Below are 15,682 nucleotides of genomic sequence, written 5' to 3'. Positions count from 1 at the left end.
AATTAATTATCTCTTCCAACATGTTTCCAGATTCCCTGTTTAGTTTTACTTAAATTCTAAAACATATACTGATGAAAAAATTTCTAAAACCCGTAGCCTTTTTAAGTTTGAGTGTGCTCACTTTAATTTCCTGTAGTAATGATGATGAAAACTCTAACAGCGATCAAGTTATTCAAGCTGAAGAGCTTCCTGCTTCAGCAAAAACATTTGTGACCACTTATTTTCCAAATACAACCTACACAAGAGTAGAGAAAAACAACCAAGTAGAACCCGACGGAACTTTATATGAAGTAAATCTATCTAACGGTTTCGAAGTTGATTTTTCTTCGGAAGGAAATTGGTTAGATGTAGATGGACAAACCCAAGAACTTCCGCAAGGAATTGTACCCGAGTCTATAGCTAATTATGTAATTCAGAATTATGCAGATTTACAAATGATTGGAATTGATACGGAAAGTACAGAGTATGAAATCGACTTATCTAATGGTCTTGATTTATATTTCACTCTTGCAGGAGAATTTGTAAGAGAAGAGAACAATTAAACCAATCCAGTTGAAGGATTAAGTCTTTAAAATCCTTCTCTTTTGAGTAGATTTAGTATAGATGAAATTTTCCGTAGCTTAAGATTTTAGTCTTCTGGATAAGTTAAAAAGCGTGAGATCCCAGTATATATCTGGGATTTTGGCGTTTTATACCGCGAAACGCAAAACGTTTACCATAAGCGCTACTCCAATAGCAATTCCAAAACTCAGTAAAGTACCTATAAGAATATACTCGGTAAGCTTTCGGTCTTTAGATTGAGTGAGATCGCTAAAGCGGAAGATAGATTTAGCAGCAATTAAAAAGCCTACGCCTTCCCAATGTTGTGTAATAATAAAAACGTACACCAATAAGCGTTCTAAAATACCAATATATTTCCCTGCATTGTTGAGCGAATCATCTTCGCCTATTTCCGTTTTTGGAGTATAGACAGAGATAAGTGTTTTTATACTTATGGAAGCGGGATTGGTCACCAAAAATGCTCCTAAGAGATAGAGCCAGAGTTCTTTAGGAATATTTATCAATTGTAAATTTCCTTTTCGAGCAAATGCAATCACAAAGATGACGATGAGGTGTAAAACCTGATCTATAAAAAATAATGACCGCTTATTCCTGTCGTTTTGTAAACTTAATTTTCCAGCATCTATGATAAGATGAGTTCCACCAACAATAAGTGGAATATACCACAAGCTAAAATCCCACATAAATAAATAGCTTAAACCTATATGAACCAGGATATGGAAATACAGTTTTGGCGAAGCTAACTTTCTACGCTCTTTATCTTTTACCCAACTGTAAGGCTGAAAAAGAAAATCTCCCAAAAAATGCGCGAATAAAAGTTGCAGTGCCAGTAGCATATTATAGTATAGATTTTATTTTATGAGAAAACACTTCATTAAAAGCTTGAAGCTCCTCCCAAAAAGCTCTCTTTTGACGCTCGCTTACCGTATTTTGTTTAATTCCGATAAGAAGACCTAGTTCCTTTTGGCTATGCTTAGGATTTTCCATCGTGAGTTGAATTACTTCCGCCGAGTTGACTGTCCAATAATCCATCGCAATTAAGGTCAATTGAAAATAAGTATTTAATTCTTTATCTAAAAACTCTTTTCCTGTTTTTATGGCGAGATTGGTCTTCTCTTTCTTTAAATTTTCGAAGATTTCTCCAGATCGTATAAAAGCAGAGCCGTTAGATTCGGTTATTTGGGGAGCTTCATAGGTTTTATCACCCATCCCAATGGCCATTCGTACATCCAAATTTTTAATCGTCTTGATTACCGCTTTTATATAGATCGTACTCCAAAAAGCTTGTAAGGGGTTCTCAATTTCTACCTGAAAGCTATCTCCTCTAAAAATCTCCCAAAGGGATTTTTGCGGCTGAATGATTTCTAAGGCATAACGCAGCTTATTTAGGTATTCGTCTGGACTGTGCTTGCTTCTAGAAGCCACAATATCTCCTGTGATTATACTTGTCATATTCAAATATCGGTATTTAAAACGATATATACAATTATCGTCTAATTAAACGATAATTTCGATTATCGCTTTTTAAGGCGATATATATTAAAAATAAGAAAGGAATGCTGAGCTCGGTTTAGATAGAATTCAAAAGGATGATTTATGCTAGAAGCCAAGCTTTAGTTTTTATCTTTGCAATATCAACCACACCAATTTAATACTTCAAAATAAATCTATGATAAAAGAATTAACCTTAATTTTTGCTGCCTTATACGGCGGCTTGGCGATTATATTTGGTGCTTTTGGAGCGCACGCACTCAAGAAAATCTTCAATCAGGAACAATTAGTTAGTTTTGAAACCGGAGTCAAATACCAAATGTACCACGCCCTTGTACTTTTAATCGTAGGAGTTCAATTTCCTTTGGTAAATACAGTAGAAGTAATCATGGTTTGGTTATTTATACTAGGAACTTTTCTCTTCAGTTTTAGCATATATGGTCTCTGTATTACTTCCGCCAAGGGAAATAAAATAAAACTACTAGGACCAGTAACACCATTAGGAGGTTTGCTTTTGGTAGCGGGTTGGGCGTGTATGCTCATTTATATTCTTTCGTACGGAAAATTCTTATAACAAAAAAACCACCTTTTTTAAAAGGTGGTTTTCATAGATATTTCGGTAGTTTTTACCTGCTCAATTTTAAAGTTTGAACACTTTTACCGCCATCGGTAGATTTCCAAACTTGACTTTTCTTCTTATCGCTTACGATAATCCAAGTTTTGTTAAGTGCAGATTTATCTTTTGCATTTTTATCTTCATTTTTAATAACGATATAGCCCTCACTTAATTGGTACTTAAAATTACTTTCGTCCATAAAGTCATTTTGAAAAACACTGTAGCTTATATTTTTAGTTCCTTTTCCATTTCTTTTAAATTCTATGCTTCCAATATTTTGAGCGGAAGTATTTTGCCCCTTATCGTTCACCACTTCATAAGTATCAATATTCCACGTGTTCACAATGTTTGGAGAGCAACTAAAAAGACAGATGCTTACAACTAAGAGTAATAATTTTGTTTTCATAGATAGTTTATTTTTAGATAATATACCAAAAATACGATAGCAAATACATATTTTTATAGAGGTTTAACCTTTAAGGTAGTATTACTCGGTATTTTTGCAGTTCATCTAAATACTTTTTAGATGAAAAATCGGTTTCATGAAATTCTTCAGTTCTATGTTGCTTCATCTTCATACGCTTTACACATTTTAGAAAGCGTCGTATTTCATTTTCATTATCTAAAATAAGTCCGGGGATTTTCACCGAATTTCCTTGATCATCTTTAGCTACCATCGTAATGTAGGATGAATTACAATGCTTTACCACGCCAGTTTGTATATCTTCTGCTTCCACTCTAATCCCAATCACCATAGAAGAATTTCCTACATAATTTACAGATGCTTTCATCGTTACCAATTCGCCAATTTCTATAGGATTTAAAAAATCTACCGTATCTACACTTGCGGTCACGCAATATGCACGGCTATGTTTAGAAGCGCAAGCAAAAGCAATTTGATCTAGCAGAGACAAAATATGACCTCCATGAATTTTTCCATTAAAATTAGAGTGGGAAGGAAGCATTAATTCGCACATCTCGATTTGAGATTCTTCAACATTTCTAAATTCTATATTCATAATTGTTTTCTTTGGGCGCATCCCTAACGGGTCGGGCTTTACGCTATATCTTTTTTAGATTTCTGCTCTCGCAGAAATCTAAAAAAGGATGCCGCTGCAATCCCTTGCGCACTATTTTTAGTTCATTAATTAAATTGGATGAAGCTTAAATTTATCTTCTAAAATGAGGTGAATTAGAAAGTTCTACTTCTGTGATAAAATATTTGGTATCGCCCCAAAAAATAAAAGTCCCGTATCTTTCTACATAGGTAAGTTCTACATATTCTCCTTGATAGGTATTCAGTTTCTCAATGACTTCCTCTTCTTGATCTAATACTGAAAACGTAAAAATTTGAGCCCCACTAATCCCTTGACTTATTTCACCTTCCCACGTTTTTACGATTACGCCGCGATTACTAAATTTAATAAGCTCTCCCGCTCGTGTACCTTTACTATAAGGAACAAAGTAAATAAAAGAGTAAAAAATAATAGCCACTAGCGCTATACCGAGTAATATATAAATAAGTGTTTTTTTCATTTTTCTATAAATTAAGTATCCTCATCATTACTAAGACCCACCAATTTTTGATCTATTTGTTTACTGGCTTTTGCGCCAAGTTTCTTCAGTTTTTCTACTCTACGAATCAAGTTCCCTTTTCCCGTAAGCTTTTTCATTGCCGTCTCATAACTGCCTTGTACGGTTCCTATCTGTCTTCCTAGCTTTAATAACTCCTCGGTTAAGTTAGCAAAAGAATCGTACAAAGCGCCTGCCTGAGTAGCAATTTCAATCGCATTTTGTTTTTGCTTTTCATTTTGCCACATACTATCAATGGTTTTTAAAACCGCAAGTAAGGTGGTAGGTGTAACAATAATAATATTTTTATCAAAAGCATCATTGTATAATTGAGGATATTTATTTGAAGCAATCGCAAATGCCGCCTCAATAGGAATAAAAAGCAATACAAAATCTGGACTTTCCATTTGGTAAAGTTGATGGTAGTTCTTTTTACTTAATTCATCCACTCTTTTCTTTACAGAAATCAAATGATTTTTTAAATGCATCGGCTTTTGAGTCTCGTCGTCTTCATTCATATAACGCTCGTAAGCATTGAGAGAAACTTTGGCATCAATAATCATTTTCTTTTCTCCAGGTAATTTAATCACTACATCGGGCATAACTCGTTTTCCATCTTGGGTAGTAAAGCTTTGCTGTACAAAATATTCGCTATTTTTTTGAAGTCCGCTGCGTTCCATGACTCTTTCCAAAATCATTTCACCCCAATTTCCTTGCATTTTAGTATCACCTTTTAAAGCTTTGGTAAGGTTTGTAGCCTCTTCACTAATTTTTACATTTTGTTCATTGAGAAATTCGAGTTGTTTTCCTAATTCGGCGTGTCTTCTTAAGGAATTTTCGCTGTTTCGATCTACTTTTTCTTCAAAGACTTTAATTTTCTCTTGCAGCGGATGTAAAATATTTTGAATATTTTCTTTATTCTGAAGTGTAAACTTTTCTGATTTCTGCTCTAAGATTTTATTGGCTAAATTTTCAAACTCTTTCTGAAATTTTTCTTGCAGTTGCGCTACTTCATTCTTCTGTTCTTCGTTACGTTGTTTTAAATTTTCAAACTCTACATTTTTCCGCGTAAGCTCATTTTTAAAGAAATCTTTCTCACTTCTAATTTCCTCGCGGTCTCTTCCAGTTTCCTTAATTTCTTGCTGCATTTCCGCTTTAAGCGTCAAAAAATAAGCTTCAGATTTTTCTTGTTGCTCTTGTAAAGCATTCAGCTCTAATTCTTTCTGTTTACCAAAACTTTCTAAGTCTGCCGTTTTTTTGCTACTATTTAGATGCTTTATCAAGATGCCTAATATAATTCCGCTAAGAAAAATAAAAATTCCGGCAATGATAAGAAGATGAGATTCTTGCATGAGATTCTAGTAATAAATCTTTCAAATATACATATAAGCACTCCTAAGTTAAAATACTTAACTTTTAATTTTGAAGCTTTTACTTACGGCATCAAACTGAATAAGGTCGCTGGGGAAAAGATGTTCTAGGTGTTTTTGTTTGATGAGTTCTTCTGGCGTTTGTTGAAATACTTTTCCATCATTTATCAGTATAATCTGATCACACAATTGCAAGGCTAAATCGATTTCATGGGTAGCAAACACAATGGCCTTTTGAGTGGTTTTAGATAGCTTTTTCAGCAGTTTTAAAACAAAGGCTTTGTGGTACAAATCGAGATGAGTGGTGGGCTCGTCTAAAATAATAAGCGGAGTATCTTGCGCAAGTGCTCTGGCAAGCATCACTTTTTGTAACTGTCCGTCACTTAAACTGCTGCACTTTCTATCTGCTAAATCCTGAAGATCTATCAACTCAATCGCATTATAAATAGCCTCTTTATCTTGTTGACTTAAAACGCCCAGCCAATTGGTGTAGGGGTGCCTTCCTAAGGCAATTAGTTCTTTGACGCTTAAATTTTTTGAAAAATGAGTTTCGGTAAGCACAATGCTTATTTTTTCTGAAATCTCTTTTGCTGATATTTTCTCTAAAGCAGTGTCTTCTAAAAATACTTCTCCAGAAGTGGGCTCTAATTCTTTGGTAATGGTTTTTAGTAAAGTAGATTTCCCCGATCCATTAACGCCAATCACCGCAATCAATTCTCCTGGATGAATGTTGAGGTTTATATTTTTTGCCACCAACTTATCTTCATAACCTATACTTAAGTTACGCGTAGTTAAAATGGAGGTAGAGGTTTGCTTTTTCATACTTAAAACAGGAGTTTCTTTTTTCTTACCAAGAGCCAAATGACTACGGGTGCGCCAATTAGAGAGGTAATAGCATTGATGGGAAGTGTAAGTCCGCTTCCTGGAATTTGAGCAATGCTATCACAAATAAGCATTAAAATGGCGCCACCAATTAATACAGCGGGCACTAGAATTAAATGGTTGCTGCTAGGTATAATTTGACGTACCAAGTGCGGAACGGCCAATCCTATAAATGCAATGGGACCTGCAAAGGCTGTAATGCTTCCGGCGATTAAACTGGTTGCCAAAATGACCAAAAAGCGATTTCGTTTTAAATTCGTCCCTAAACTTTTTGCGTAGTGTTCTCCCAATAAAAGGGAGTTAAGATTTTTAATGCAAAAGATGCTGAGAATAATCCCGATAAGCCAAAAAAGAAATAAAATTCCTACTTCTACCCAAGACAAATCCCCTAAACTGCCAAACGACCAAAAAACATATTGTTGGAGTTGTTGAGACGAGCTAAAATAGGAGAGTACACTTACTACCGCAGCGGTTAAACTGGCAAACATTAACCCAATAATTAACAAGGCCATGGTGTCTTTTATTCTAAAAGAAGCGGCTAGAATTGCCAATAAAACCAAGAAACTTCCCAAACTAGAGGCAATCACCAAAGTCCATTTAGAAAGCATGAATCCAGCTGCGACTCCGCCAAAAAGACTACTGCCCATAATAACCAAAGCCACGCCCAAACTTGCACCGCTACTCAAGCCTAACACATAAGGACCAGCCAACGGATTTCTAAATAATGTTTGCATTAGCAATCCGCTTAAGCCTAAACCAGAACCTACTAAAATAGCGGTAAATGCTTTTGGTAAGCGATAATCCAAAATAATATATTGCCAACTTTCTTTGCTAACATTCAGATGAAAAATAGATTTTAAAACTTCGTCTAAAGGAATAGCAACCGAGCCTAAACTAATATTTAGAAACACCGAAAGAATCAAAATGAGGATTCCAACCCAAAAATAAGTAGCTAGGTTTTTCAAGTTAATCTAGAGGTTTAAAAAACGTAGTTTCATAATTGGTTAATAAGTCTGGATGAAATATTTTAATCAAATCTTTTAATACAAGATCTGGTCTATTAGGAGCTAGTTCATAATATAAAACTCCACCTGTTTCTCCTAAAACTCCTGCATAAGAATAAATTTCTTTCTTTTGGAAAGCCTTAAACTTGTCATAATGCTCGCTTGCATTTGTCATCGTTTCATAGGCAGTAAAAGACCCCGGCGCAATCCAAAAATCTGCATCTTGAGCATTTTCTAAGACACTCTCAAAAGCCATAGAAATACTGCCGCTGCCTTGAGTATCTTTATACAAATAAGTTGCATTGGCGTCTTTAATAAATTTTGCTTGCCAAGAATCTCCATAAGGCAAATACCATACATCTTTGTACATAGAACCGCAGAGAACACTAGGCTTCCCTTGAGCGTTTGCAGCTATTTTTTTTGCTTCGTTGTACGAAGTTTCAATTTCTTTAAAAATACTTGAAGCTAAGTCTTCTTTGTTATAAAAGGCACCAAAGAATTTAATCCATTCTGCTTTACCTAAAGGATTCGCTTCTATCCAATCACCATTGTAAACCACAGGAATGCCGCTTTTTTGGATGATATTGAAGGTTTTATTACCACCTTCCATCGCAAATCCAATCACTACATCGGGTTGAATATCTAGTAAGACTTCAGTATTGATTGCTTCATTTTTTCCTAATTCTTTTACTTTTCCCTCATCGATTAAGGCTCTTGTCTTTTTGGAGGAAACATATTTGGTATTGGGAAAACCAACTAAAGTATTTTCAACACCTAAACTTTCTAAAGACGGAATATGTGTGGTGGAAGTCACCACCATTTTCTTTACAGGAATAGTCACGCGTTGATTATAGCTCAATTCTTTTGGAAGCTCAACTCCTTTTTCTGCCAATACGTAAGTGAATTCTTCTTCGGCTTTAGGCCAGGGACTGTTCACTTTTATAATTTTATAATCTTCATAATTGGTAATAGAAAATCCGTTGGCATAGTCAATAGCCACCTCTTTTCCTTGCAGAGCGTTTATTTTTGTTTCTTTCTTTTCTTGTTCTTTGCAAGAAACGATGATAAGTAAACTTAAAATGAAGAATGTATTTTTCAAGATGTAATATTTTCAACAAAAGTAAGATTATTTCATTTTCTGATGCTCAAAGTGAGTAAAATGTTTACTTTTGTCTTCAAATTGGTTAAACAGTTATAGTCAATCAGCTGTTTATTAAAAGGGAATTTCGTTAAATTCGGAAGCTGTTCCCGCAACTGTACGCTTAGTCTCTGTAGAGAGATGCTTTTGATTCACTTCAATCCACTGTTTTTTTAAAATGGGAAGGATAATCAAAAAGACGCAAGCCAGGAGACCTGCCAGTATTTTTAATTAAAAAACTGAGACTTTCGGGTAAAGGGTCGGGCGTGTATGAAGTACTTTATTCTTACTCTTTTAGGTATTCTTTGTTTCTTACAAGGAGCGGCTCAAAACGATACGATTAACGTTTTGGGAGAAGTCTTGCTACAAGATATTCGTCTAAAAGACTCTTCTTATACCAGAAATTATACGGTGCTTAATGATAGTGTTTTAAAAAGAAATCAAGCTTCGTTAACCAATCTACTCAATTTTAATTCTAACGTTTATTTTAAAGAAAATGGTGCAGGGATGGTTTCTTCTCCTTCATTTAGGGGAACGACTGCTTCACAAACTGCGGTGCTTTGGAATGGGATCAACATTAATTCTCAAACGACGGGACAAACCGATTTTAACACCATTAATACTCGTGGCTTTGACCAGATTGTCGTTAAACCTGGTGGTAGCGGAGTAGAAGATGGTAGCAATGCGATTGGCGGAAGTATTTATCTAGAAAATATATTAGAATATCATAAAGGTTTTCGAAATTCAGTGTTCTTGAATTACGGCAGCTTTAATACTTACGGAGTTAATTATAAAACTGCTTATTCAGAAAAAAACACTTCTTTTTCTTTAGGCTATTCAAGAAATGGCTCAGATAACGATTATCCGTATTTAGGTACCGAAAGAAAGAATAAAAACGGAAACTATCATAATACGAATATCGCTCTTTCAGGTGGAATTAAATTATCCCGTTTTGATGAGATTCGTCTTTTTTCCAATATCTACGACGGAAAGAGAAATTTTTCCTTGCCCACCCCCAATGCCTTGGCTACAAAATATTACGATTTCAATACGCGGAGTTTATTAGAATGGGGTAGGAATTATAAACGAATTAGCTCCAGCGCCAAACTTGCATACATTACAGAAGATTACGAATATTACCCTAATGTAAATAATGATTTTTTCACCTACGGAAATGTGGAAAGTTTATTTGTAAAATATAACCTGAATTATAGATTGACCAAAAAAATAGCGCTTCAGGGGAAATTGAATTATACTCGGAATGACGGTGAGGGATCAGATATTTCTCAAGAAATTAGAAACCTAGGATCGGTAATTTTAGGAATTAAACATCAAATTAGCGATAAGGTTTTATATGAAGTAAGTCTTCGGCAGGAATTAAACGAAGATTATGAAAATCCCTTTTTATATTCCGCAGGAATCAGCACTCAATTTACCGATTTTTATCACTTAAAGATCAACACTTCCAAAAGTTTTAGAATCCCTACGTATAACGATTTGTATTGGCAAGGAGTGGGGAATACAGAGCTTAGTCCAGAATTGTCTTACCAAGGAGAAATTTCTAATCTATTTAAATTTTGGAAAAATACGTTTCAGTTTACGGTCTATTATAATTCCGTAGAAAATTTACTGAGTTGGGTTCCGGACGTTTCCGGAGTTTGGCGTCCTCAAAATACAGAGCGTGTAGAAATCTACGGACTAGAAACGATGTTTCACTTTCAAGAAGAGATAGGAGCGCATAAGTTCGCCTTAGATGGAACCTATGCGTATACGGTTTCAGAAAATCAAGCGACAAAAAATCAACTTATTTACGTGCCTTATCACAAGTTCACCGCTTCACTTTCTTATTCGTTTAAAAACTTCTCTACGTATTACCAATACTTGAATAATGGAGAGGTATATACCACCACCGACAATGCGCCAGAACATATTCTTGATAATTATATGATAGGTAATTTGGGGCTAGAATATGCTTTGGGAAAGCAGAAAAAATATAAACTAGGAATACAACTTTTAAATCTTTGGAACGAATCTTATGCGAGCGTTCTCAACAGGCCTATGCCTGGCAGAAATTTTAATGCATATCTAAATTTAAACTTTTAAGATGAAAAAAAATAGTAATGTTTGGCTTTTACTTCTTATAGCTGTCTTTCTAAGCAGTTGTTCTAAAGATGATGAAACAATTGAAAACCCTACTTTACCAGAAGGAGAATATACTAATGGTTTTTTTGTGCTCAATGAGGGAGGTTTCACTTATAGCAATGCGTCACTTTCTTTTATAAGTGAAGAGGGAACGGTTTACAACGCTGTATTTTCTGCTGAAAATAATAGGAACTTGGGAGACGTAGCTCAAAGTATGGGGTTTCATGAGGACCTTGCCTATATACTCATTAATAACTCTAACACCATTGAAGTGGTAAACCGATATACGATGGAATCTGTCACTACCTTGGAAGAGGGAATCTTGAATCCTCGATATATTATTTTTGATGACAACTTTGCTTACGTCACCAATTGGGGAGATCCTGCAGATATTACCGATGATTATATAGCGGTTATCAATTTAGAAAATTACGAAGTGGTCCAAAAAATAGAGGTGGCAGAAGGACCAGAGAAGCTAGTCAAGAAAAACGGAAAGATTTACGTGGCTCATAAAGGAGGTTGGGGCTACGGTAATACTATTTCTGTGATCAATACTGCGACAAATTCCTTGCAGACTTCTATAGAGGTAAATGATGTGCCCGATGGTTTAGTCGTAAAAGGCGATTTTTTATATGTGTTATGCTCTGGAAAAGCAAATTGGACTGGAGAGGAAACCAATGCAAGCCTTTTTAAAATCAATTTAGCATCACAAACGGTAGAAGAGGAACTAGAATTTTCAGAAGAAATTCATCCAGGATTTTTAGTAGAAAACAATAACAAGTTACATTACGTAATTGGTAGAGATATTTTTCAGCTAAATATAGCTGACTTTAGTTTGCCTTCTTCTCCATTATTTTCTACCGAAGCGCAAAATGTATCGGTATTATATGGCTTTAGCATTCATAACGATGTAATCTATATTGCAGATGCTAAAGATTATACTTCAAACGGAGAAGTTTTTACGTATTCAACTCAAGGAGAATTGCTTCATAATTATTCAGTACAACTTATCCCTAACGGATTTTATTTTAACAACTAATATTTTAAAACAAGAAAATCATGACAAAGAATTACACATTTTTAATCGTATGCATATTGGGATTAATTTCGCAATATAATTTTGCACAAAACACGTATGATGACGGCGTTTTTATTTTAAACGAAGGTATGTTTGGAACCAATACAGCTTCGGTATCTTTTTTAGATGATTCTAATAATTTATCTAACAATGTATTTGCAAATCAAAATACAGAATTAGATTTAGGACAAGTTGCTCAAGGAATGGGATTTGAAGGAGATGAAGCTTATATTGTTTCTAATGGTTCTAGCGAAATAAATGTAGTAGATAGAGTTTCTTTTTCGCACATAACAACTATTACCAGTGGTATAGATAACCCACGTTACATAGCATTTGATAATGGACTTGCCTATGTGACCAACTGGGGAGATCCTACAGATACCACAGATGATTATGTGGCGGTTATAGATTTACAAAATTATACGGTAATAGATAATATAGCTGTAGCTGAAGGTCCTGAAGAGATTGTTAAAAAAGGGAACACTCTTTTTGTGGGGCATCAAGGAGGTTATGGCTACGGGAATTCAGTTTCTGTTATAGACTTAACAGATTATAGTGTTTCTGAAATTACCTTGGCTGATATTCCAAACTCTTTAGAAGTGGATGATGATTACCTATATGTACTTTGTGGAGGAATGCCTGCTTGGACAGGAACGGAAACACAAGCCAAGCTTTTTAGAATAGATTTAACGGATAACACCGCTATTGAAGAATTTGATTTTGCAACAGGAGAACACCCAGATTTTTTAGAAGTTGAAAATGGAATAGCATATTATGTTCTAAATAATAATATTTTTGAATTTGATTTTATAGATACTTCTTTATCAACAACTCCATTTATAGATACCACAACAGAGAGTTTACAGATATCTTATGGTCTTTCTTTAATAGATGATACTTTTTATTTAGCAGATGCGTTAGATTATGTAACAGATGGAATTATACATACATACGATGTTACAGGAAATTTTTTAAATAGTTATACGGTAGGATTAATTCCTAATGGAATTTATAAATATGAGGCCGAAGACTTATCTGTAGAACAAACGCAAGAAGAACTTCAATTGGCAATCTACCCTAACCCAACGGTAGATAAATTATTCCTAACTACGCAACAAGCAGCAGAAGTTAGTATTTATAACTTAAATGCTAAGTTAGTTAAAAAAGCAACCTACACCAATAACGGGATTTCTGTAAATACACTTTCCACTGGGGTTTATTTAGTGCGTGTTCAGCAAGAAAATACACAACAAACCTTAAAATTAATTATTAAGTAATGGTAGTAAAGAATTTATCGATTTTCGCATTTCTTCTGGCTTCTGCAACGGTATTAAGTCAATCTTATGCACCGCCAGCAGGACAAACAGGATCTACGGCAATAGCTTCAGATAATTCAATTTTTGTAGATTGGGCGAGTGGAGTAGAAATAGAAAGAGGATATGTAAATATTGAAGAGCCCACTTTTGAGCATGAAGGGAGTAATTATGCAACTTATGGAGATCCTAGCAATGCAATAGGTGTAGTTTCAAATTCAGTAGTGAGTTTGGGAGACGCAGGAGAAGCAATTTTAACCTTCCATACGCCAATATCAAATGGGAGTGGATACGATTTTGCAGTTTTTGAAAACTCATTTAGCGAAACTTTTTTGGAGTTGGCATTCGTAGAGGTAAGTTCAGATGGAGTTAATTATTTCCGTTTTCCTTCTCATAGTGAAACCCAAACACAAACCCAAGTTGGCGGATTTGGAAATCTAGATGCGACTTACCTTAATAATTTGGCAGGAAAGTATAAAGCTTTATTTGGTACACCATTCGACTTAAATGATATTGATGACGATCCTTTATTAGATAAAAATAGTATTACTCACGTAAAAATAATTGATGTAGTAGGAAGTATAGACCCTAACTATGCAAGATATGGTTCTCAAGGAAATGCTATAAACGATCCTTTTCCAACTCCTTTTTATTCAAGTGGTTTCGATTTGGATGGCGTAGGAGTAATTAATCAGCAAAATTTAAGTGCGGGAGAGAAAGAGGTACAACGTATTGCTATTTACCCCAACCCAGCTACTAACTTTATTAAAATTGAAAGTGAAAATAGGGTTGATAATGTTGAAATTTATTCCACTTTAGGAAAATTAGTGAAGAAGTATATAAATTTATCTAAAGAGCAACGATTAGAAGTTTCAGAATTGCCTAAAGGAATTTATATGGTTAAAATAAATTCTGTAAAGAAAAATTATTTGTTTAAATTGATAAAGGAGTAATCGGCATCTAAAACAATGTATTAAAAATCCCGCTTCTAGAAAAAGCGGGATTTTTTGTTTGAAGGTTTATTCATTTCCCACATACATGCGTTGATAAGTAGCATTGTACATTTTACTTTCGCCCAAAGTTTTAAAATTTAACGATTGATTTCTTCTAGACGGTCTTCCGTTGCCCAAAATATCATCTAAAGCGGCTTTTAGTAAAGTTTCATCTGGGTTTCCTAATTCTCCTAAGTTAGAGAAATCTTCGCTAACTTCTATGTTAGGTGTTAAGCCATTTACATAATCTGTAAATCCGTTGGCGTTAACCGATTTTAAAATTAAAGGTTGTACGGCATAGGTATGACCTAAATTAAGATTAGTTCCATTTCTAGAAAAGTTGTTAGAGTCATAAAAAGTTCTAGAACCCTGAAATTTCCCTACGGTCGTCGTTCCTACTTGCACTACATCTATATAAGGTGTTAAAGTGCTAATTAATAATTCGCTAGCAGAAGCCGAACTTCCGGTGGTTAAAATATAAACTTTATTTAGGTTAAGGTTATTTATGTTAGCGCCGGTACTTATTTTATTATTAAATAGAACTTCTTCATCGCTAAAATTTTCGTTAAATACTTGGGTAGAAAATAATTCGCCGTTAAATTGCCCTGTTACCATACTGGCTAAATCGTTACAGGTTTCAATGCTTCCGCCGCCATTATACCTTACATCAATCACCAAATCTTGAATACCGTCTGCGTTAAAATCCGCGAAAGCGTTATTCAGCTCCGCATCAAAATTATCTCTAAATCCGTTATACATCAAATAGCCTATTTTTTGTTGCTCTACCGTTAAAGTATTGGCTATAAAAACAGGATTTTCTGTGTATTGCTGCTTTTGTAGGTTGATGCTGGTTTCTAACGGGGTTAAGGTTCCATCTTCAAAAGTTGCTAAACCAATGCTGTAATTATCGGGAGAAAGTAAGCTTTTAAAATTTGTAGCGGTAAGAATTTGATCGTCTACGCGGTTAAAAATCATTCCTCTTTCTACCATGTTTGCTTCCGCAGAAGTATTGGGAAGTATATAGCGAACATAGCCAAACACCTCACCGCTAGATTGTATTTGTACGAGCCCAAACTCCATTCCGTTATTTTTGGTGATCCCATTAAACTGCTGTTCTAATTGCCTATAATTATCTACTAAGAAGCTAAAACGATCCTGACTATATAGAAGGCCATTGAATAAATCTTTTGGTGTCATAAAAGTGTTGAGGTAGGCATTGCGTTCAGCATTATCAGAAAATCTATCATCGGCTAATACTGGTTTCTCAGCTTTATATAAATAATGTTTACGCATCACCTTATAGATAAAATCTTGAATCTCTAGATCACTGGCTTGTATTTTTTCATCATCTAGATCTTTAAAACACGAGCTAACGGAAAGTGACGTAATAATTAGGAGTAATAAACAACTTAATTTTTTCATAGTATGGGATTAATGAGTGCTAAAGTTAAACACAATTTAATAAAAACGAATTCCTTTGTAACAAATATTATATGGAAGCGTCAAGCTTATAGAAACCACCA

Annotated in this window: 16 protein-coding genes and 1 riboswitch; of the genes, 6 read left to right on the top strand and 10 right to left on the bottom strand. The window is 34.6% G+C overall.

Going from position 1 to position 15,682, the window contains the following annotated elements; all coding sequences use genetic code 11:
* The first annotated feature begins 71 nt into the window (after nucleotides 1-71).
* The gene (locus RLT85_RS13565; protein WP_311402588.1) at nucleotides 72-542 is read left to right on the top strand and encodes a PepSY-like domain-containing protein; all 471 of its coding nucleotides are present in this window, start codon (nucleotides 72-74) and stop codon (nucleotides 540-542) included.
* A gap of 147 nt (nucleotides 543-689) precedes the next feature.
* Here the strand turns inward: RLT85_RS13565 and RLT85_RS13560 are convergent, their stop codons facing one another.
* Both RLT85_RS13560 and RLT85_RS13555 read right to left on the bottom strand, forming a co-directional pair.
* Complete coding sequence (locus RLT85_RS13560; RefSeq protein ID WP_311402587.1) at nucleotides 690-1,397, bottom strand: DUF3307 domain-containing protein; 708 nt, start codon at nucleotides 1,395-1,397, stop codon at nucleotides 690-692.
* Between the two features lies 1 nt (nucleotide 1,398).
* The gene (locus RLT85_RS13555) at nucleotides 1,399-2,013 is read right to left on the bottom strand and encodes a transcriptional regulator (RefSeq protein ID WP_311402586.1); all 615 of its coding nucleotides are present in this window, start codon (nucleotides 2,011-2,013) and stop codon (nucleotides 1,399-1,401) included.
* A gap of 217 nt (nucleotides 2,014-2,230) precedes the next feature.
* On the opposite strand from RLT85_RS13555, the gene RLT85_RS13550 reads away from it, so the two are divergent.
* Nucleotides 2,231-2,626 (top strand): DUF423 domain-containing protein, encoded by a 396-nt coding sequence (locus tag RLT85_RS13550; protein ID WP_311402585.1) that lies wholly within the window; start codon nucleotides 2,231-2,233, stop codon nucleotides 2,624-2,626.
* A 52-nt stretch (nucleotides 2,627-2,678) separates the two neighbouring features.
* On the opposite strand, the gene RLT85_RS13545 is transcribed toward RLT85_RS13550, so the two are convergent.
* The 7 genes from RLT85_RS13545 to RLT85_RS13515 form a co-directional block, all read right to left on the bottom strand.
* Nucleotides 2,679-3,074, bottom strand: a complete 396-nt coding sequence (locus RLT85_RS13545) for a lipocalin family protein (RefSeq protein ID WP_311402584.1) — start codon at nucleotides 3,072-3,074, stop codon at nucleotides 2,679-2,681.
* Nucleotides 3,075-3,144: 70 nt separating this feature from the next.
* The gene (locus RLT85_RS13540; protein WP_311402583.1) at nucleotides 3,145-3,687 is read right to left on the bottom strand and encodes an acyl-CoA thioesterase; all 543 of its coding nucleotides are present in this window, start codon (nucleotides 3,685-3,687) and stop codon (nucleotides 3,145-3,147) included.
* A gap of 151 nt (nucleotides 3,688-3,838) precedes the next feature.
* Nucleotides 3,839-4,204, bottom strand: coding sequence for a 6-phosphogluconate dehydrogenase (locus RLT85_RS13535; protein WP_311402582.1), 366 nt, complete (start codon nucleotides 4,202-4,204; stop codon nucleotides 3,839-3,841).
* Nucleotides 4,205-4,215: 11 nt separating this feature from the next.
* Entirely contained in the window at nucleotides 4,216-5,592 is a 1,377-nt protein-coding gene (locus RLT85_RS13530) for a DNA recombination protein RmuC (protein WP_311402581.1), read from the bottom strand.
* A gap of 57 nt (nucleotides 5,593-5,649) precedes the next feature.
* Entirely contained in the window at nucleotides 5,650-6,432 is a 783-nt protein-coding gene (locus RLT85_RS13525) for an ABC transporter ATP-binding protein (RefSeq protein ID WP_311402580.1), read from the bottom strand.
* A 2-nt stretch (nucleotides 6,433-6,434) separates the two neighbouring features.
* Nucleotides 6,435-7,457, bottom strand: a complete 1,023-nt coding sequence (locus RLT85_RS13520) for an iron chelate uptake ABC transporter family permease subunit (RefSeq protein WP_311402579.1) — start codon at nucleotides 7,455-7,457, stop codon at nucleotides 6,435-6,437.
* A gap of 1 nt (nucleotide 7,458) precedes the next feature.
* Entirely contained in the window at nucleotides 7,459-8,595 is a 1,137-nt protein-coding gene (locus RLT85_RS13515) for an ABC transporter substrate-binding protein (protein WP_311402578.1), read from the bottom strand.
* A gap of 65 nt (nucleotides 8,596-8,660) precedes the next feature.
* Nucleotides 8,661-8,871: riboswitch (cobalamin riboswitch) on the top strand.
* Between the two features lie 33 nt (nucleotides 8,872-8,904).
* On the opposite strand from RLT85_RS13515, the gene RLT85_RS13510 reads away from it, so the two are divergent.
* From RLT85_RS13510 to RLT85_RS13495, 4 genes are read left to right on the top strand one after another with little or no spacing between them, the layout of a single operon-like run.
* Nucleotides 8,905-10,737, top strand: coding sequence for a TonB-dependent receptor plug domain-containing protein (locus RLT85_RS13510; RefSeq protein ID WP_311402577.1), 1,833 nt, complete (start codon nucleotides 8,905-8,907; stop codon nucleotides 10,735-10,737).
* A gap of 1 nt (nucleotide 10,738) precedes the next feature.
* The gene (locus RLT85_RS13505; protein WP_311402576.1) at nucleotides 10,739-11,815 is read left to right on the top strand and encodes a YncE family protein; all 1,077 of its coding nucleotides are present in this window, start codon (nucleotides 10,739-10,741) and stop codon (nucleotides 11,813-11,815) included.
* A gap of 20 nt (nucleotides 11,816-11,835) precedes the next feature.
* Nucleotides 11,836-13,131 carry a T9SS type A sorting domain-containing protein gene (locus RLT85_RS13500; RefSeq protein ID WP_311402575.1) on the top strand — a complete coding sequence of 432 codons (1,296 nt, stop codon included), beginning with the start codon at nucleotides 11,836-11,838 and terminating at the stop codon, nucleotides 13,129-13,131.
* A complete protein-coding gene (locus RLT85_RS13495; protein WP_311402574.1) occupies nucleotides 13,131-14,120 on the top strand; it encodes a T9SS type A sorting domain-containing protein in 990 nt (329 codons plus the stop codon). The genes RLT85_RS13500 and RLT85_RS13495 overlap by 1 nt, the downstream gene beginning before the upstream one ends.
* A 66-nt stretch (nucleotides 14,121-14,186) precedes the next feature.
* Here the strand turns inward: RLT85_RS13495 and RLT85_RS13490 are convergent, their stop codons facing one another.
* Entirely contained in the window at nucleotides 14,187-15,581 is a 1,395-nt protein-coding gene (locus RLT85_RS13490) for a GFO_1087 family putative carboxy terminal peptidase (RefSeq protein ID WP_311402573.1), read from the bottom strand.
* Nucleotides 15,582-15,682 lie beyond the last annotated feature (101 nt).

The organism is Mesonia ostreae, from assembly GCF_031845265.1.
Lineage (GTDB): Bacteria > Bacteroidota > Bacteroidia > Flavobacteriales > Flavobacteriaceae > Mesonia > Mesonia ostreae.
This window is presented reverse-complemented; position numbering and strand designations above follow the sequence as displayed.